Source organism: Staphylococcus sp. HMSC072B07, from assembly GCF_001815505.1.
Taxonomy (GTDB): Bacteria; Bacillota; Bacilli; order Staphylococcales; family Staphylococcaceae; genus Staphylococcus; species Staphylococcus simulans.
Genome location: NZ_KV820901.1, coordinates 36,970 through 56,834 on the forward strand (window position 1 = coordinate 36,970; position 19,865 = coordinate 56,834).

Here is a 19,865-nt window from a genome sequence, read left to right on the forward strand (position 1 = left end):
AATTTCATTATGCCTAAAATGAAAACACACCGCGGAGCAGCTAAACGTGTTAAAAGAACTGCTTCAGGTAAATTAAAACGTTCAAGAGCTTATACTTCTCACTTATTCGCAAACAAAAGCACTAAACAAAAACGTCAATTACGTAAATCAGCTTTAGTTTCTAAAAGTGATATGAAACGTGTAGCACAATTATTAGCTTACAAAAAATAAGTTATTAACGAGATAAACACACAGGTCAGCTTTAGCTTTGAAATAAAGAAAGCGCCTGAAACAAATCAAAAATAATCAGAGTTATAGATATAACCAAGGAGGAATTCAATATGCCACGTGTTAAAGGTGGAACAGTAACAAGAGCGCGTCGTAAAAAAGTAATCAAATTAGCTAAAGGTTACTTCGGCTCTAAACATACTTTATATAAAGTAGCTAAACAACAAGTAATGAAATCAGGTCAATACGCATTCCGTGACCGTCGTCAAAGAAAACGTGATTTCCGTAAATTATGGATCACTCGTATCAATGCAGCAGCTCGTAACCACGGCTTAAGCTACTCAAAATTAATGAATGGCTTAAAACAAGCTGACATCGACATTAACCGTAAAATGCTTTCTGAAATTGCAATTTCAGACGACAAAGCTTTCGGCGAATTAGTTGAAAAAGCTAAAGCAGCTTTAAAATAATTCATTTACAATACTCAATCATTGGTAGATAAGCGTACTGATGATTGAGTTTTTTTAATACAACTTTACGTTGATTTTAAAACTTTGATAGAATACAGACAAGTACATAAACACAAAGTAAAGGAGAAACACATGTCGAAATTTGATGAAAGAATAATTGTAGTACCAAGAGAAATTGTTTTTAACAAAGAAAAAGACGCATTTAATGGTTTCTTATCAAAAAATGATCCGTCAGGGGAAGCGATTTTCGATAACTTAGACAAGTACGAAGTGAAACGTCGCGGTGATATGGAAGAAGATCCGACATATAAACAATTAATTTCATATTGTTTATTAGAGAACGAAAAGGGCGAAATATTAGTATATGAACGCCTTTCTGGTGGCGGTGAAAGTCGTCTGCATGGACAGTCATCAATTGGTGTCGGCGGTCATATGAATGATGTTATGGATGCACAATCTATTAATGAAGTCTTACGTGTGAACGCACAACGTGAACTAGAAGAAGAAGTCGGTCTTAACAGCAGCAAAACACAAAACATGGAATACATTGGTTTTATTAACGATGATACGAACGAAGTAGGAGAAGTTCATTTAGGTGTCGTATTTAAAATCAGAGTAGATTCAAATAGTGTAGAAGCAAAAGAAACTCACACACTTAAAATCAAATGGATGAATCAAGGTAAAATTGAAAATTACGATGATTTTGAAACATGGAGTGCATTAATCTTACAAGCATTTAATTAGAAGCGGGTGTTAATAATGACTGACATAATCCCATTTCCACAAAATCAATCCAAATTGATTAATGATATTAAAACATCTTTTAAGCATGAACAGTATGATAAGATGTATGATCTTTTTATGAAGTATGAAAAAGATTTTGAACTCGAAACTGACTTGGCTTTATTGAAGTGTGAAATGCTTCTGAGAATGGAACAATACTTAGAATTGCGTGAAGAAGCGATTATTTTGTTGAAACAAGGCTTCGATGCATATAATCGCTTAATGGTGTATTATATGACAAGTCTGCATGGGTTAGGCCAATATTATGAATGTGTTAACCTGTTCAATCAGATTATTGATCAAGTAAAAGATCATGATATACGCATGCAGTTGTTTCCTATTAAAGAAGATGCACAAATGCAGCTGAATCAAAATAAAAAGCACTATATTTCAAAAATGAGTCGCTTTACAACGCTGACTATTGATCAACAGTTATATTTATTATTCGATATGATGCATGAAGGCCAATATGGCTTTGCGGAAACTTTTGCGGAAATTTTAAATCAAGAACGACTTCATTCGCATGTGCAAACAATTATCTTAGAATATTTGAAAAAAGCGCAGTATCAACACGAAATCAATTTTGTTAAAAATAATGCAGAATTTAAAGTCGTACCGAAAGCTCTGCCAGGACTTGAATATGCATCTTTTACACAAAAGGTAATTCCAGCGGTGATGCAACAATTTGAAGACCAATTCGGCAGTCAGATGCGAAGTGAAATTTCACAGATGTTGCAAGGTTTTGCAATTGGTATTTATCCATTGGAAATCGAACAAGAAGCACCTGTAGACGCATGGATTGACACATTCTTCAATTATATAGAAGATATGTTGAATCTATCAGAATCAGCAGAGAAACATATGAGTGAACCTGTTTTGAAGTGGATTCATGCGATAGAACAGAATATCACTCAATAATTGGGGTAATATGATATTATTGACCTTGATAGAAAATGAAAAATTAGTTTGTTTTAACATTGCGTATACGTTCTAATCACCAGGTTTGTAACCAATTTATACGTATGCTATAATGAAAAAGTTGAAAAATTAAAAAAGGATTATCATGGAGGTTTTTATACATGACAGCAACATGGGAAAAAAAGGAAGGTAACCAAGGCGTTTTAGAAGTTACAGTTCCTGCTAAAAAAGTAGATCAAGCAATCGATCAAGCATTCAAGAAAGTAGTTAAACAAGTAAATATTCCTGGTTTCCGTAAAGGGAAAGTTCCTCGCCAAATTTTTGAACAACGTTTTGGTGTAGAAGCACTTTACCAAGATGCAGTAGATATCTTATTACCAGAAGCTTATGGTGAAGCTATCGAAGAAACTGGTATTAAACCAGTTGATCAACCAGAAATCGAAGTAACACAAATCGAAAAAGGTAAAGACTTGAAATTCAACGCTACTGTTACAGTTGAACCAGAAGTAAAACTTGGTGAATACAAAGGTCTTGAAATTGAAAGACAAAATGCTGAATTAACAGACGAAGAATTACAAGAACAAATTGATCACAGCTTAGGTCACTTAGCTGAAATGGTAATCAAAGAAGATGGTGCAGTTGAAGAAGGCGATACTGTAAACTTAGACTTCGATGGTTATGTTGATGGTGAACAATTTGAAGGCGGACAAGCTGAAGGTTACGATTTAGAAATCGGTTCAGGTATGTTCATCCCTGGTTTCGAAGAACAATTAGTTGGCTTAAAAACTGGTGAAGAAAAAGACGTTAAAGTTACATTCCCAGAAGAATACCACGCTGAAGAATTAGCTGGTAAAGAAGCAACATTCAAAGTAAAAATCAATGAAATCAAATACAAAAATGTTCCAGAATTAGACGATGAAATTGCGAACGAATTAGATTCAGATGCAGATAACGTTGATGAATATAAAGAAAATCTTCGCAAACGTCTTGAAGAAGAAAAGAAAGTCAATGCTGAAAATATTGAAAAAGAAGAAGCAATCAACAAAGCAGTTGAAAATGCTGAAGTAGATATTCCAGAAGCTATGATTAACACTGAGTTAAACCGTATGATGCAAGAATTCGAACAACGTATTCAACAATCAGGTCTTAACTTAGAAACTTACTTCCAAATCTCTGGTCAAGATGAATCTCAATTAAGAGAACAAATGAAAGACGACGCAGAAGCACGTGTTAAAACTAACTTAACATTAACTGCGATTGCGAATGCTGAAGACGTAGAAGCATCTGAAGAAGATGTTGATAAAGAGTTAGAAGCAATGAGTACACAATTCGGTATCTCTGCTGAAGATATCAAGAAAACATTAGGCAACACTGACTTAATTAAAGGTGATGTACGTGTTAAAAAAGTTATCGATTTATTAGTAGACAATGCTAAATTTGTTGAAGGTAAAGAAGATAACAAAGAAGAAGAAAAAGAAGAAAAATAATTCATTCATTTCCAATTGAATAAATGAATAGGTAGAGGGTGAAGTTGCATGATAACTGATTCATACTGAGATGCATGTGCATCATATGAATTAAAACATGTGATTTCATCCTCTACAGTGATTTACGGTCGAAATCATTTCGTTTTAGATATGCTTGTGCTATATTGTTTGTAAGCAATTTTGTTGCATAACCTTTACAAAATGATATATTCAATATACAAGTTGATAAAGTAATGAAATCACCATAGATAAAATAAAAATAATTGTAAATGAACTAAAACCTGCAAAAATGTCGGATATATACAGGTTTTAAAAGAAACGATAAAGTCTATAAACACATTTATTGCATACTATAAAGTGTTTTAGTATAGTCTTTATGGAATAGAGGTGTAAATAATAAATGTTTAAGTTCAATGAAGATGAAGAAAAATTGAAATGTTCTTTCTGTGGTAAAGACCAAGACCAAGTTAAGAAACTTGTAGCTGGTAGCGGCGTGTACATTTGTAATGAATGTATTGAATTATGTTCAGAGATTGTTGAAGAAGAACTTGCGCAAACTGCTACAGAAGAATTTACAGATTTACCGACCCCGAAAGAGATTATGGATCAATTAAACAACTATGTAATTGGTCAAGAAAAAGCTAAGAAATCATTATCTGTTGCTGTATACAACCACTACAAACGTATCCAACAACTAGGACCGAATGATGACGATGTAGAACTACAAAAAAGTAACGTTGCTTTAATCGGACCTACAGGTAGCGGTAAAACATTACTTGCACAAACTTTAGCTAAAACATTGAATGTTCCATTTGCGATTGCGGATGCAACAAGTTTAACTGAAGCAGGTTATGTTGGTGAAGACGTAGAAAATATCTTACTACGTTTAATCCAAGCAGCTGACTTTGATATTGATAAAGCTGAAAAAGGTATTATTTACGTGGATGAAATTGATAAGATTGCACGTAAATCAGAAAACACTTCAATTACACGTGATGTGTCAGGTGAAGGTGTTCAACAAGCATTGCTTAAAATTCTAGAAGGTACAACTGCAAGTGTTCCACCTCAAGGCGGACGTAAGCATCCTAACCAAGAGTTTATTCAAATTGATACAACGAATATCTTATTTATCCTTGGTGGTGCCTTTGATGGTATCGATGATGTCATCAAACGTCGTTTAGGTGAAAAAGTAATCGGCTTCGCAAGCAATGAAGCGGCGAAAGTTGATGAAAGTGCACTATTAGAACACATTCGTCCAGAAGATTTACAATCTTATGGATTAATTCCAGAATTTATCGGACGTATTCCAATTGTCGCAAACTTAGAAACATTAGATATTTCAGCATTGAAAAATATCTTAACGCAACCTAAGAATGCGTTAGTTAAACAATACAAAAAAATGCTTGAGCTAGATCATGTTGAACTAGAATTTACTGAAGAAGCTTTAACAGCGATTGCTGAAAAAGCTATCGAACGTAAAACTGGTGCACGTGGCTTACGTTCAATCATTGAAGAGTCATTAATTGAAATCATGTATGATATTCCATCTACTGATGATGTAGCAAAAGTGGTTATCACTGCTGATACAATCAATAATGAATCTACACCAGAATTGTACGATGCGGAAGGAAACAAAGTGAATTTAGAAAAAACTTCTGCATAGTTTAGATAAATCAAGCACTCTTTTACTCTGTTGAGAGTAGGAGAGTGCTATTTTTATGGGCATTTTTGATAATAGATTCACTTTTAAAATTAAAATTTGATATAATGAAACGCGAATCAATCTAAAAGTAGTAGAAAAGAGGTCGAATATGAATATCAACCCAAATAATATAGAACTGTTAATCAGTGCAGTCAAACCTGATCAGTATCCAGAAACAGGACTTGATGAAGTGGCGTTAAGCGGGCGTTCAAATGTAGGCAAATCAACGTTCATCAATAGTATGATTGGACGTAAAAATATGGCAAGAACTTCACAACAGCCAGGGAAAACACAAACATTGAATTTTTATGATATAGATCAACAACTTGTTTTTGTGGATGTACCAGGTTATGGCTATGCGAAAGTAAGTAAAAAACAGAGAGAACAGTTTGGTAAAATGATTGAAAAATATATTACTGAACGTGAACAATTGAAGCTGGTAATCCAATTAATTGATATTAGACATGCGCCTACTCAAGACGATGTACTGATGTATGATTTCTTAAAGTATTATGATCTGCCGGTTTTAATCATTGCGACGAAACAAGATAAAATCGCTAAAGGTAAGATTCAAAAGTATCTTAAAGTGATTAGAGAAAAACTTGAAATGGAAAGTGAAGATACAATTATCAGTTATTCATCGATAAATAATAAGAATCAACAAGTGATATGGAATGCGATTCAAAGTTATTTATAATGAGTTTTATGTAAAAAGGTGACCTTTATTATTTATGAAACCTATGAATCATGATAAAGACTGTGAGTATCAACTTTTTAGCAAATGTGTCAATAATATGGATGTAGTTAGCATTTAAAGTGAAATATGACAAAATTATGACTAGACCTTTTCTAGATTAGAATATTTCTAATTAAAAAGGTTTGATGACTTTAAGGTTTAAATTTGTGTGTTATAATTAGTGTATTGTCAATAGTATGGAGGGCGTTAAAAATGCATATAATTGCGATAAGCATCAACCATCGTACCGCTGATGTAGCACTGAGAGAGAAAGTTGCTTTCAAAGCTGATGCCATACAAGAATCGCATATTGATTTATTTGAAACTAAATCAATATTAGAAAACGTGATTTTATCAACATGCAACCGAACAGAAGTCTATGCAGTAGCAGACCAGATTCACACTGGACGTTATTACATCCAACGCTTTTTAGCGCGTAAATTCGGTTTAGAAGTTGAAGAAATCAAATCAATGTCTGAAGCATTGGTGGGGGATGAAGCTGTAGAACATTTATTTAATGTAACTTCAGGCTTAGATTCTATTGTGTTAGGGGAAACACAAATTCTTGGCCAAATGAGAGATGCATTCTTTACAGCACAAGAAGTTGGTACAACAGGTACGATTTTCAATCATTTATTTAAACAAGCAATCACATTTGCGAAACGTGCACATCATGAATCTGATATTGCTGATAATGCTGTCAGTGTTTCATATGCAGCCGTAGAATTAGCTAAAAAAGTATTCGGCAATCTTAAATCACAACACGCTGTGATTATTGGTGCCGGCGAAATGAGTGAACTCTCATTACTGAACCTAATGGGTTCAGGTATCGAACATGTTACGGTTGTGAATAGAACAGCTGAGCGTGCACGTCAATTAGCAGAGAAGCATCAAGCTTCTTATGCCACTATGGAAGAATTAGAAAACTTATTAGTCAATGCGGATATAGTAATTAGTTCAACAAGTGCATCTGACTATATTATTACTCGAAATATGATGGAATCTGTAAAACGTCAACGTAAACAAGAGTCAATGGTTTTAATCGATATTGCGGTACCTAGAGATATTGATCCAGCTATTGAATCCGACATGAACATTTTCAGCTACGATATCGATGACCTTAAAGGACTTGTTGATGCTAATTTACGTGAAAGAGAAGCAGCAGCAGCGCAAATCGCTGAACAAATTCCACATGAAATCGCAACGCATAACGATTGGGTCAACATGTTAGGTGTCGTTCCTGTTATCAGAGCTTTACGTGAAAAAGCAATGCATATCCAACAAGAAACTATGGATAGCATTGACCGTAAATTACCTGATTTAAGTGAACGTGAACGTAAAGTGATTTCTAAACATACTAAAAGTATCATTAATCAAATGTTGAAAGATCCGATTAAACAAGCTAAAGAATTGAGTAATGATAAAAATAGCAGTGAAAAATTAGAGCTGTTCCAAAATATCTTTGATATTGAAGCTGAAAGCGAATATGAAAAGAGTGTTGCAAAAAAAGAACGCCGACTTTCAGCAAGACAAATCTTAGGTTTTGATTAAACAGCCATAGTATGGTGATGATATGCAAGATATATTTTTCGTGCGTTTCCATGAAGTAACCTTGCTGATTTATTTACTCAGTATTTCTTGCTATTTTTATGATTTTTTTAAAAAGAATCATAAAATTAGAACCTTAGGGTTCTACACACTAGGGATTGTTTGGTTACTGCAAACAATCTCTTTGTCTTTATATATCAATATGGCCAGAGCGGTTCCGCTCGGTTCGGTCTTTGATGTGTTTTATTTTTTAAACTGGATGATTTTATCGATTTCTATAGTCATCAGTGTTGTAAAACATTTAGACTTTTCTATATTTTTGTTTAATGCCATTGGGTTTGTTGTGATGTCGATACATACCTTCAGACCAAATGAAACATATATTCGAGATGCAGAATTCAATGTTAAACATGAATTGTTGATTATACATGTCTCACTGGCCATTATCAGTTATGCATTATTTTCACTCGCATTTGTAAATGGTGTGTTATATGTATTGCAGTATCGTAACCTTAAACACAAGCATTTCGATCAAAAATATTTTAGAATAGGTAGTGTGTACAGCTTAGAAAAGATGACGTTTTATTCAACAGTCATCGGATTAGTTATTTTAATTATCGGAGTAATTTTAGGCGCACAATGGGGTTTTCAGACAATAGGTTTCAATATTTTGCTAGATCCTAAAGTGGTATCTTCAATAATTGTAATGATTTGTTATGGTATCTACATTCTCTTACGAACAAGAAAATGGGTAAGCCCTTTAAATCATGTTTTATTTAATATGCTGATTTATCTTTTCAGTATGTTCAACTTATTGTTTATTTCTCATTTTCCGAATTTCTTCGGATAAAGTATAACCTTATGCAGAGGAGGACGTTGGCATGCGTAAGCTTGTCGTTGGTTCAAGAAGAAGTAAATTGGCATTGACTCAGAGTCGTCAATTTATTGAAAAGTTAAAAGAGGTACAACCAGATTTAGATATTGAAATCAAAGAAATCGTCACAAAAGGTGATCAGATTGTAGATAGACAACTTTCTAAAGTCGGGGGTAAAGGTTTGTTTGTTAAAGAAATACAACAAGCCTTATTTGACCATGAGATTGATTTAGCCATTCACTCTTTAAAAGACGTGCCAAGTGAATTACCAGAAGGGCTAACACTTGGCTGTGTTCCTGATAGAGAAATTCCATTTGATGCATTTATTTCTAAAAATCATGTGAAACTTGCAGATTTACCGGATGGTAGCATTGTTGGTACAAGTTCTTTAAGACGTGGCGCACAAATTCTAGCAAAATACCCTAATCTTGAAATCAAATGGATTAGAGGTAATATCGATACAAGACTTAATAAACTAGAAACTGAAGATTATGATGCGATTATTCTCGCAGCTGCAGGCCTACGTAGAATGGGTTGGTCTGATGATATCGTTACCGAGTATTTACAACCAGATTTACTCATTCCAGCAATCGGTCAAGGTGCACTAGGAATTGAATGTCGTAGTGATGACGAAGAACTTCTAGACCTGTTGAAAAAAGTGCATAATCAAAGCGTAGCAGAATGCGTTACTGCAGAGCGTACGTTCCTTAAAGAAATGAACGGTAGTTGCCAAGTCCCTATTGGAGGTTACGCAACTGTTGATAATGACGGACAGCTAACATTTACAGGCTTGATCATGTCACCTGACGGTAAACAACGCTTTGAACATACAGTTAACGGACAAAACCCAGTTGAACTTGGCAAAGCAGCAAGTGATGTCTTGAAAGAACAAGGTGCATATGAAATCATTAAAGCATTAAATGATGAAGCCTAATCTATAAGTCGGAGATGAATTGCTATGAGTGCATCAGTCATAATGACGCAATCTAGTTCAATGCCAACAGAAGATCAAAGATGGATACATTTGCCTTTTATTAAATTAGAACCACTCGCTTTTGATGATTCTGTATTAAATCGTTCTTATACTTGGCTTGTATTTTCTTCTAAAAATGCAGTGCGATATTTTTTACCGTATCTTTCACTATTACGCTATGAAAAGGTAGCAGTTATAGGTGAAAAAACACAACGCTTTTGTGAACAACATGGTATAGAAGTAGATTTTTGTCCTGAAGATTTTTCACAAGAAGGATTTCTAGATAAGTTTACGTTCAAAGAAGGAGCCTCTATTTTTATACCCAGCAGTAAAGCAGCACGACCTATATTAGAAGAGGTATTAAAAGAACGTGGGGCAGATGTGGTAAAAATTGATTTATATGAACCTGTTGAGCATCAACAGAATATTCTTTATGCGATTAAGTTGTTAAAAGAACAGTCAGCTGATGGTATTGCATTTGCGAGTTCATCTTCCGCTGAGAACTTTTTTAAAGCATTAAAACGCTGCCAAGTACAACCAGATTTTGAGTGTTATGCTATTGGTCAACCAACTTATGAAACAGTTCGTAAAAATGGTTATGATGCTGTCATAGCACAAAAACAAACAATTGATGGTTTAATCTATACAATAAAAGAAAGTAGGAATCTTAAATGAGTTTTGATAGACACAGAAGATTACGTATTAATGAATCAATGCGCAGTCTTGTAAGAGAAAATCACGTACGTAAAGAAGATTTGATTTATCCTATCTTTGTCGTAGAAAGAGACGATGTTAAACAAGAAATTCCATCTATGCCAGGGATTTATCAAATCAGCTTGAATCACCTAGAAGAAGAATTGCAAGAAGCTTATGATTTAGGTATCAGAGCGGTGATGTTCTTTGGTGTCCCAAATGAAAAAGATTCAGTGGGTACAGGTGCTTATGCACATGAAGGTATCATACAACAGGCAACTAGAAAATCTAAAAAACTTTATCCAGACATGTTAGTGTTAGCAGATACATGTTTATGTGAATATACAGATCATGGCCACTGCGGTTTAATTGATGATCATACACATGATGTTGATAATGATAAAACATTACCATTGCTTGTGAAAACAGCAATTTCTCAAGTAGAAGCGGGTGCTGATATTATTGCGCCAAGTAATATGATGGATGGTTTTGTGACTGAAATTCGTAAAGGTTTAGATGATGCAGGTTACTACAATATTCCAATCATGAGCTATGGTATTAAATATGCATCAAGTTTCTATGGTCCATTCCGTGATGCTGCTGAATCAACACCATCATTTGGTGATCGCAGAACATATCAAATGGATCCAGCTAACCGTCGTGAAGCACTGCTTGAACTTGAAAGTGACTTAAAAGAAGGTGCAGATATGATGATTGTGAAACCTGCATTAAGTTACTTAGACATTATCAGAGATGTTAAAGAAAGAACGAATGTTCCAGTTATCGCATATAATGTCAGCGGTGAATACAGTATGGTTAAAGCAGCTGCATTACAAGGATGGATTGACGAAGAACGTAACGTTATGGAACAAATGGTTTCAATGAAACGTGCAGGTGCAGACATGATTATTACGTATTTCGCGAAAGATGTTTGTCGTTATTTAGATAAGGAGGACAAATAAATGAGTTACGAAAAGTCTATTGAAGCATTTAAAAAAGCAGAACAATTAATGCCTGGCGGTGTGAATAGTCCAGTTCGTGCATTTAAATCTGTAGATATGCCAGCAATCTTTATGGATCATGGTAAAGGTTCTAAAATCTATGATATCGATGGAAATGAGTATATTGATTATGTATTAAGCTGGGGACCTTTAATTTTAGGTCATGAAAACAAACAAGTGATTGACAGCTTGCATAAAGCAGTCGATAAAGGTACAAGTTTTGGTGCTTCTACATTAGAAGAAATTAAATTGGCAGAGCTTGTAGTCGACCGTGTACCATCAATTGAAAAAGTCAGAATGGTTTCATCAGGTACAGAAGCAACTCAAGATACAATTCGTTTGGCTAGAGGTTACACAGGCCGCGATAAAATCGTGAAGTTTGAAGGCTGCTACCATGGTCATAGTGACTCACTTTTAATTAAAGCGGGTTCTGGTGTTGCGACTTTAGGTTTACCAGATTCTCCTGGCGTACCTGAAGGAACAGCAAAAAGTACGATTACAGTGCCTTATAACGATTTAGATGCGATTAAACAAGCGTTTGAAATGTATGGCGATGACATTGCCGGCGTGATTGTAGAACCTGTAGCAGGTAATATGGGGGTTGTTCCACCAATTGAAGGTTTCTTACAAGGATTAAGAGATATCACGAATGAGTATGGTTCATTATTAATCTTTGACGAAGTTATGACTGGCTTCAGAGTTGGTTATAACTGTGCACAAGGTTACTTCGATGTTATGCCTGACTTAACTTGCTTAGGTAAAGTAATCGGTGGCGGTTTACCAGTCGGTGCATTCGGCGGTAAAGCGGAAATTATGGATAAAATTGCGCCAGTTGGTTCAATTTATCAAGCAGGTACATTATCAGGTAACCCATTAGCAATGACAAGTGGTTATGAAACATTGAGTCAACTTACACCAGAAAGCTACGAATACTTCAATGAACTTGGAGATATTTTAGAAGAAGGTTTGAAAAAAGTTGCGAAAAAACATAATGTACCATTAACAGTTAACCGAGCAGGTTCAATGATTGGTTACTTCTTAAATGAAGGTCCAGTGACTAACTTTGCTCAAGCAAACCAAAGTGACTTGAAACTCTTCTCAGAAATGTATCGTGAAATGGCTAAAGAAGGCGTCTTCTTACCACCATCTCAATTCGAAGGTACATTCTTATCTACTGCGCATACAAAAGAAGATATTGAGAGAACAATTGAAGCGTTTGATAAAGCATTTGAACGCGTCACAAATAAATAATATAAATTCACTTAATTAGAGAGTGAGACATCAAATTCTAGGTGTCTCACTCTCTTTTTGTATAAATTATTTTTGTGAACGATTATAATATCGGTTAGAAATCAATTCTTATAACTTTCGTATAAAGCGTGTTATGATGATAATGAATGAAAAGTAGTGGGATAAGGGTAGTGGTAATCAATGAATAAAAAATTGCGTAATAATATTATCGTATTATTACTAGCAATCGTTATCAGTTTGATTCTATCTGCAATGAATATCATGCTGCCTTATATGTTTGGTCCTATAATCGCAAGTATCATTTGTATCCGAGTCTTCAAGTTGGAAGTAGAATGGCCGTTTTGGCTCAGTCAGTTGGGTTTAATTTTACTAGGGGTACAAATTGGATCCACATTTACACGGACGGTTTTAAATGATATTACGCAAAACTGGTTATCTATTGTTTTAGTAACAGTATTGCTGTTGGGGATGGCAATACTGATTGCATATTTCTTTAAAAAGATTGCAAAAGTAAATAATGAAACAGCATTGTTAAGTGTTATTCCTGGAGCATTAAGCCAGATGTTAATTATGGCTGAGGAAGACAAGCGTGCCAATATATTAGTAGTGAGTTTAACACAGACTTCACGTGTTATCTTCGTAGTCATCTTGGTTCCAATGATGTCTTATTTTATGTCGAGTGGAAGCGGAGAAGCATCTAGCAGTAAATTGGTGGAACTTGAACCGCTCACTCACGTGTTGAATATTGGACAAATCGTATTGTTGATTGTTGCTATTGCGATCGTTTACTTTGTAATGGCAAAAATTAATTTTCCAACGAAGCAATTGCTGGCTCCAATTGTGGTATTAATTGCTTGGAACATGTTTACGAATGAAACATTTTCACTGGATAACTATTTAATTGCAGCAGCACAGATTGCCTATATGATTAGAATCGGTATTCAAATTTCTAAATTAATGAATGATTTAAAAGGACGCGTGGCAGTTGCTATTGCTTTCCAAAATGTAATGCTCATCTTATTAGCTGGTGTCATGGTCTATTTAATATCACTCTTTAATCATATGCCGTTAAATGATTTATTCTTAGGTGCAGCACCCGGAGGTATGAGTCAAATTGTCTTGGTTGCGATGGAAACACATGCTGATGTAGCCATCATTTCTAGTTTCCATATCTTTAGAATTTTCTTCATTTTATTCTTAATCGCGCCAATCATAAAATATTTCTTAAGCTATACTGAGCGTAAACTGAATAAGTAGCACATGAAAATAACCGCCCGATGAGGCGGTTATTTTGTATACATCTTATTAAATTAATGTGTTTCACCTAATGCGATAGTTTCATCACGATTATCTGCTGATAACTCTGAGATTGCCGCTTCCAACCCTTTAACAATAGTATCTAGCGCCATAGAAGGTGTATTCGGTTTATTCGTGACTTGTTCAGGAATGAACGGTACATGAATAAAACCAAATTGAATATAAGGGAAAGTAGTCGCATGCAAATATCCTAATTGATAGAGTACATGATTACATACAAAAGTTCCTGCAGTATTTGAAAGTGAAGCAGGAACACCTGCATCTTTAATCGCTTGTGTAAGGCGTTTTACTGGCATATTTGAAAAGTAAGCAGGTGCGCCATCTTCTTGAATAACTTCATCAATGGGTTGATTACCTTTATTATCTGCAATTCTTGCATCATCTACATTAATGCCGACACGTTCGGGTGTTAAATCAAATCTGCCGCCAGCTTGTCCAATAGCAAGTACCGCATCATATGTTTCAATTTTAAGTTGTTGTTTAATAGCTTCAACCGATTCGTTGAATACAGTAGGGATTTCTAATTTCGTAATCGTATGTTCACCGATTGTTTCTGGTAATAACTTCACTGCTTCTAAAGCTGGATTTGTTTTTTCTTTGCCAAACGGATCAAAAGCTGTAACTAAAATATTCATGTTATCTTCTCCTTTATCTGTTTATTAAAATGCCCAGAAATACATTAATCCGATATGTACTAAGATTAATATGAAAGCAACTGGGATTTGTGCTTTGATGACACTGAATTCATTTTTCATTTCTAATAAAGCAACAGGTAATGTATTGAAGTTTGCGGCCATTGGCGTTAATAAAGTACCACAGAAACCACCAGTCATCGCTAGTGCACCAGCAATTGCAGGGTCAGCACCTTGTGCAATGACGAAAGGAATACCAATGCTTGCGGTAATAACAGTAAAAGCTGCAAATGCATTACCCATCAACATTGTGAAAATGACCATACCTAATATATACGCAGTGGCGCCAATTAAGTGATTGCCTTCAGGTAAGAAACTTGAAATACCGTTAGAAATCACTTTGCCAACACCGCTGACTGTAAATAGTACTCCTAATGCTGCTAAGAATTGCGGTAAGATACCAACTGTCCCAACTTGTTGTGTCAATCTATCACTGTCATATAACATGTATTTTGCTTGAGGCTTGATAATGAAATACGCAGCAATCAAACCGACAACTGAAGCAATTCCTAAGCCAATGGCGCCACCAAGAGGTGTCCAGTTTGAAATGATGACAGCTACAACAGCTAAAACAACTGCTGGCCAAAAGAGTTTATTGCCAAAACGTTCAGCGCCTTGATTACCTTGTTCCTCAGTAACGTCCACAATGTTTTTGATAGTAACCTGACGTGTTAATGTTAATAGTCCCATTAACAAGATAAGTGCACCATTGATTACGTTTGGTATATACGGTCCAAAAATAAATGTTATCGCAAGCAATACCCAAAAGAGGGCAGTGCCAATACGTTTTTCTTTGTTTGGATCTCGCAATACACGGTAAGCTGTATAAAGTAATTGGATACCAATTAAAATATAAAAGAACTCAAGGATAGTATCTAATGTATGTTGACTCATGCTTGATCCTCCTTGTTTCTGTATTTACGTTCTAGGTAACGGTCTAACAAAATATTTTTAACTACGACAATCAGAATTGTGATGATTGCGATTGGTACAGAAGCAAGTGCTAAACTGACCGCATTGACTTTAATATCAAGTGAATTGAATGTACCGACCATTAAAAGTACGCCAGCAGCACCTACAAATAAATTCTGGCCAAAGAAGTTACCGTAGTTCTCCATAGCCGAAGCTTCTGCTTTAATTTTCTCCACATCTTTTTCATCGATTTGTTCAGGTTTTAAATTATATTTTGTTTTCAATGCCCCTTGAACCATCGGATTAATTAACGGACGTACGAATTGAGGATGACCTCCGATCCGAATGGAAGCGAGTCCTGCAATTTCTCTAATTAATAAATATAAGGATAATAAACGTCCGCTGGTCATGGATTTAACCTTTCCGATTAATACGGTTGCTTGTTTTTTTAATCCAAATCGTTCAATTAAACCAACCATAGGTAAGGTTAATAAGAAAAGAGATACCAGGCGATTATCGACAAAAGCTTTGCCGAGGACGTCTAATATTTCAAAGAAATCCATACCGGATACAAGTCCGGTTACAATTGCAGCAGCTAAAGTAACCGCAATCGTATCAAACTTAAATAGGAATCCGATAATAATAACTAGAATACCTATTAATTTTAACCATTCCATAAAATGCCCCCTTAAAATTTAATATATTTGATATTCTAGCATAAAATAGAGAGAATTTTACGACAATTTTAAATTTTAAAATAAAATAGGAACACAACCGTGTTCCTACTGTTTTGATGGCTTATAAGGACAACCAATCAAGTGGGCGTCATAGAGACCTGCTGCTTCTAAAAATGAAAACATCGTTACAGGACCCATAAACTTAAAGCCATATTTCTTTAAATCTTTAGACATTTTTTTAGCGCGTTCATCGACGGTGATACGGTCTTTAGATGAACGATATCGCAAATCAATCGGCTGATTATCAACGTATGACCACAGAAAATCACTAAAACTGCCATGTTCTTTTTCAATTTGAATATAGCCTTTTGCTTGGCTGACAATTGCTTCTAACTTCTTTCTATAATGAACGATATTAGGAAATTCCATGAGTTCATCAATATCTTTTTCTGTCATTTGTGCAATTTTATGAGGGTCAAATTGATAGAAAGCATCACGATATGCAGAACGTTTCTTTAAAATCGTTAACCAAGAAAGTCCTGCATGTTGTGATTCTAGAGCCATTAGTTCAAATAATTTTTGACTATCATAAAGCGGCTGACCCCATTCTTTATTATGATATTCAATATAGAGTGGATCAGTTGTGTTGAATGCACATTCATTCATAAAATTTCATTCCTTCGCATTGACTTATTTTAGAGTTCTATTATACTATAAATTAGTAGAGAATATGATTTCGGGAAGAGTAGACAGTTGATTAATTTCAAAGAGAATGTATGGTTGGTGAAAATACATAATTGATGCTGTTGAAGGTAGCCCGCTTAGATCTTTAGCTGAACAGTACAGTAGGTTAAAGCGTGTATTGAGCGTTAATCATTATGAAGTGCAATATAGATGAACTATGTTGAATTTAGGTGGTACCACGGAACATCCGTCCTATGTATAGGAACGGGTGTTTTTTATTTTAAGGAGGAATTGTCCTATGGAAATGAAACCAAAATACAATCCGAATGAGGTTGAAGCTGGACGCTATCAAGAATGGGTAGAGAAAGGCTATTTCAAACCTAACGGAGACACATCAAAAGAAACGTATACGATTGTTATCCCACCTCCGAATGTAACTGGTAAATTACATTTAGGTCATGCTTGGGATACAACGTTACAAGACATTTTAACACGTATGAAACGTATGCAAGGTTACGATACATTGTATCTGCCTGGTATGGACCATGCGGGTATTGCGACACAAGCAAAAGTTGAAGCAAAATTACAAGAACAAGGTATTTCAAGACATGACTTAGGTCGTGAGAAATTCTTAGAAGAAGTTTGGAGCTGGAAAGAAGAATATGCTTCATTTATTCGTCAACAATGGGCAAAATTAGGTCTTGGACTTGATTATGATAGAGAACGCTTCACATTAGATGAAGGTTTAAGTAAAGCGGTTAAAAAAGTCTTTGTAGATATGTATAACAAAGGTTTAATTTATCGTGGCGAACGTATTATCAACTGGGACCCTGTTGCGAAAACAGCGATTTCTGATATTGAGGTTATTCACGAAGACACACCAGGTAAATTCTATCATTTTAAATATCCTTATGCTGATGGCGAAGGATATATTGAAATTGCTACAACACGTCCTGAAACAATGTTAGGGGATACTGCAATTGTCGTTAACCCTAATGATGAACGTTATAAAGATGTTATTGGCAGAAAAGTTATTTTACCGATTGTCGGTCGCGAGTTGCCAATTTTAGCGGATGAATATGTAGACGTTGAATTTGGTAGTGGTGCTATGAAAGTAACACCAGCACATGACCCTAATGACTTTGAATTAGGTAAAAGACATAACCTTGAATCTATTATCGTCATGGATGAATCAGGTAAAATGAACGACAAAGCTGGTAAATACGAAGGTATGGACCGCTTCGAATGTCGTGACCAATTAGTAGAAGACTTAAAAGCAGAAGACTTAGTGATTAAAATTGAAGATCACACACATGCTGTTGGACATTCTGAAAGAAGCGGTGCCATCGTAGAACCTTACTTATCTACACAATGGTTCGTAAATATGGAACCTCTAGCAAAACGTGCACTTGATAATCAAAAAACAGATGATCGTGTGAATTTTGTACCTGAACGTTTTGAACATACATTTAATCAATGGATGGAAAATATCCGTGACTGGACAATTTCACGTCAATTATGGTGGGGTCATCAAATCCCAGCTTGGTATCATAATGAAACAGGCGAAATTTATGTAGGAGAAGAAGCACCAGAAGATATTGAAAACTGGACACAAGATGAAGATGTATTAGATACATGGTTCTCTAGTGCTTTATGGCCATTCTCAACACTTGGTTGGCCAGATACTGAAGCAAAAGATTTTGAACGCTACTATCCAACTAATGCATTAGTTACAGGTTATGACATTATCTTCTTCTGGGTTGCACGTATGATTTTCCAAGGATTAGAATTTACAGATCAACGTCCTTTCAATGATGTATTATTACATGGTTTAGTTCGTGCTGAAGATGGTCGTAAAATGAGTAAATCATTAGGTAACGGTGTAGATCCTATGGATGTTATCGACCAATATGGTGCAGACAGCTTAAGATACTTCTTAGCTACAGGTTCATCTCCAGGTCACGATTTACGTTATTCAACTGAAAAAGTAGAATCAGTTTGGAACTTCATTAACAAAATTTGGAACGCTGCACGTTTCAGCTTGATGAATATTGGTGAAGACTTCAAATTTGAAGATATCGACTTATCTCAAAACTTATCACTTGCTGATAAATGGATTTTAACGCGATTAAACGAAACAGTTAAAACGGTAACTGACTTAAGTGATAAATATGAATTTGGTGAAGTTGGACGTGCTTTATATAACTTTATTTGGGATGAATTCTGTGACTGGTATATCGAAATGAGTAAAATTCCAATGAATGGTGAAGACGAAGCGCAAAAACAAGTTACACGTTCAGTCTTATCTTATGTATTAGACCGTACAATGCGTATGTTGCATCCTTATATGCCATTTGTGACAGAAGAAATTTGGCAAAACTTACCGCACGAAGGTGAAACAATTGTGACAAGCGCTTGGCCACAAGTTCAAACTGAATTTATGTATGAAGACAGTAAACAAGCGATGCAATATGTCGTAGAAATTATTAAAGCTGTCCGTCAAGCTCGTTCAGAAGTGAACACACCGCTTTCAAAAGCAATTCCGATTTATATTAAAACGAAAAATTCGGAAATCACTCAAATGCTTGAAGAAAATAAACATTACATTGACCGCTTCGGCCACCCAAGCGAGTTAATCATTTCAACAGATATCGAAACACCTGATAAAGCAATGACTTCTGTAGTCGGTGCAGGTGAAGTGATTTTACCATTAGAAGGTTTAATCGATATGGATAAAGAGATTGCACGTTTAGAAAAAGAATTAGATAAATGGCAAAGCGAACTTGATCGTGTCGATAAAAAATTATCAAACGAAAACTTCGTTAATAAAGCGCCTGAAAAAATTATCAATGAAGAACGTGCCAAAAAAGAAGATTATCAAGAAAAATATGATAGCGTCAAAGCTAGAATTGAACAATTAAAAGCATAGGAGTCCTGATA

General features: G+C 35.1%; 19 protein-coding genes and 1 other annotated feature. Of the genes, 15 read left to right on the forward strand and 4 right to left on the reverse strand.

Annotated elements, in window-relative coordinates; genetic code table 11:
• Positions 1 to 9 precede the first annotated feature (9 nt).
• The 14 genes from rpmI (at position 10) to HMPREF3031_RS03100 (ending at position 13,900) form a co-directional block, all read left to right on the forward strand.
• Positions 10 to 210 (forward strand): 50S ribosomal protein L35, encoded by a 201-nt coding sequence (rpmI, locus tag HMPREF3031_RS03035; RefSeq protein ID WP_002481156.1) that lies wholly within the window; start codon positions 10 to 12, stop codon positions 208 to 210.
• A 110-nt stretch (positions 211 to 320) separates the two neighbouring features.
• Positions 321 to 677, forward strand: coding sequence for a 50S ribosomal protein L20 (rplT, locus tag HMPREF3031_RS03040; protein ID WP_002481155.1), 357 nt, complete (start codon positions 321 to 323; stop codon positions 675 to 677).
• Between the two features lie 132 nt (positions 678 to 809).
• On the forward strand, positions 810 to 1,421 hold the full coding sequence (locus tag HMPREF3031_RS03045; protein WP_002481154.1) for an NUDIX domain-containing protein: 612 nt from the start codon (positions 810 to 812) through the stop codon (positions 1,419 to 1,421).
• Between the two features lie 15 nt (positions 1,422 to 1,436).
• Positions 1,437 to 2,378, forward strand: a complete 942-nt coding sequence (locus tag HMPREF3031_RS03050) for a hypothetical protein (RefSeq protein WP_002481153.1) — start codon at positions 1,437 to 1,439, stop codon at positions 2,376 to 2,378.
• Between the two features lie 161 nt (positions 2,379 to 2,539).
• On the forward strand, positions 2,540 to 3,865 hold the full coding sequence (gene tig / locus HMPREF3031_RS03055; RefSeq protein ID WP_002481152.1) for a trigger factor: 1,326 nt from the start codon (positions 2,540 to 2,542) through the stop codon (positions 3,863 to 3,865).
• A gap of 400 nt (positions 3,866 to 4,265) precedes the next feature.
• Positions 4,266 to 5,528 carry an ATP-dependent Clp protease ATP-binding subunit ClpX gene (gene clpX, locus HMPREF3031_RS03060; protein ID WP_002481151.1) on the forward strand — a complete coding sequence of 421 codons (1,263 nt, stop codon included), beginning with the start codon at positions 4,266 to 4,268 and terminating at the stop codon, positions 5,526 to 5,528.
• 148 nt (positions 5,529 to 5,676) lie between these two features.
• Positions 5,677 to 6,264, forward strand: coding sequence for a ribosome biogenesis GTP-binding protein YihA/YsxC (gene yihA, locus HMPREF3031_RS03065; protein ID WP_002481150.1), 588 nt, complete (start codon positions 5,677 to 5,679; stop codon positions 6,262 to 6,264).
• 252 nt (positions 6,265 to 6,516) lie between these two features.
• Positions 6,517 to 7,854, forward strand: coding sequence for a glutamyl-tRNA reductase (gene hemA, locus HMPREF3031_RS03070; protein ID WP_002481149.1), 1,338 nt, complete (start codon positions 6,517 to 6,519; stop codon positions 7,852 to 7,854).
• 22 nt (positions 7,855 to 7,876) lie between these two features.
• Positions 7,877 to 8,701, forward strand: coding sequence for a cytochrome C assembly family protein (locus tag HMPREF3031_RS03075; protein WP_070724590.1), 825 nt, complete (start codon positions 7,877 to 7,879; stop codon positions 8,699 to 8,701).
• 31 nt (positions 8,702 to 8,732) lie between these two features.
• Positions 8,733 to 9,659 carry a hydroxymethylbilane synthase gene (gene hemC, locus HMPREF3031_RS03080; RefSeq protein ID WP_002481147.1) on the forward strand — a complete coding sequence of 309 codons (927 nt, stop codon included), beginning with the start codon at positions 8,733 to 8,735 and terminating at the stop codon, positions 9,657 to 9,659.
• Positions 9,660 to 9,683: 24 nt separating this feature from the next.
• Positions 9,684 to 10,373 carry a uroporphyrinogen-III synthase gene (locus HMPREF3031_RS03085; RefSeq protein ID WP_002481146.1) on the forward strand — a complete coding sequence of 230 codons (690 nt, stop codon included), beginning with the start codon at positions 9,684 to 9,686 and terminating at the stop codon, positions 10,371 to 10,373.
• Positions 10,370 to 11,353 carry a porphobilinogen synthase gene (gene hemB, locus HMPREF3031_RS03090; protein ID WP_002481145.1) on the forward strand — a complete coding sequence of 328 codons (984 nt, stop codon included), beginning with the start codon at positions 10,370 to 10,372 and terminating at the stop codon, positions 11,351 to 11,353. The genes HMPREF3031_RS03085 and hemB overlap by 4 nt, the downstream gene beginning before the upstream one ends.
• Positions 11,354 to 12,643, forward strand: a complete 1,290-nt coding sequence (gene hemL / locus HMPREF3031_RS03095) for a glutamate-1-semialdehyde 2,1-aminomutase (RefSeq protein WP_002481144.1) — start codon at positions 11,354 to 11,356, stop codon at positions 12,641 to 12,643. It abuts the gene before it with no gap.
• A 180-nt stretch (positions 12,644 to 12,823) separates the two neighbouring features.
• Positions 12,824 to 13,900: an AbrB family transcriptional regulator gene (locus HMPREF3031_RS03100; RefSeq protein WP_002481143.1), complete on the forward strand. Its 1,077-nt coding sequence runs from the start codon at positions 12,824 to 12,826 to the stop codon at positions 13,898 to 13,900.
• Positions 13,901 to 13,953: 53 nt separating this feature from the next.
• Here HMPREF3031_RS03100 and pcp read toward each other — a convergent pair whose 3' ends face one another.
• The 4 genes from pcp to HMPREF3031_RS03120 all read right to left on the reverse strand — a co-directional run bounded on the left by pcp (position 13,954) and on the right by HMPREF3031_RS03120 (position 16,907).
• Positions 13,954 to 14,595, reverse strand: a complete 642-nt coding sequence (gene pcp / locus HMPREF3031_RS03105; RefSeq protein WP_002481142.1) for a pyroglutamyl-peptidase I — start codon at positions 14,593 to 14,595, stop codon at positions 13,954 to 13,956.
• A 24-nt stretch (positions 14,596 to 14,619) separates the two neighbouring features.
• A complete protein-coding gene (locus HMPREF3031_RS03110; protein ID WP_002481141.1) occupies positions 14,620 to 15,546 on the reverse strand; it encodes a DUF979 domain-containing protein in 927 nt (308 codons plus the stop codon).
• A complete protein-coding gene (locus HMPREF3031_RS03115; protein WP_002481140.1) occupies positions 15,543 to 16,241 on the reverse strand; it encodes a DUF969 domain-containing protein in 699 nt (232 codons plus the stop codon). Before HMPREF3031_RS03115 ends, HMPREF3031_RS03110 begins: the two co-directional genes overlap by 4 nt.
• A gap of 105 nt (positions 16,242 to 16,346) precedes the next feature.
• Positions 16,347 to 16,907, reverse strand: a complete 561-nt coding sequence (locus HMPREF3031_RS03120) for a DNA-3-methyladenine glycosylase I (protein WP_002481139.1) — start codon at positions 16,905 to 16,907, stop codon at positions 16,347 to 16,349.
• A gap of 62 nt (positions 16,908 to 16,969) precedes the next feature.
• Positions 16,970 to 17,183 (forward strand) — a binding site (T-box leader).
• Between the two features lie 40 nt (positions 17,184 to 17,223).
• Between HMPREF3031_RS03120 and HMPREF3031_RS03125 the strand changes: the two genes are divergently transcribed.
• On the forward strand, positions 17,224 to 19,854 hold the full coding sequence (locus HMPREF3031_RS03125; protein ID WP_070724591.1) for a valine--tRNA ligase: 2,631 nt from the start codon (positions 17,224 to 17,226) through the stop codon (positions 19,852 to 19,854).
• The last annotated feature ends 11 nt before the right edge of the window (positions 19,855 to 19,865 follow it).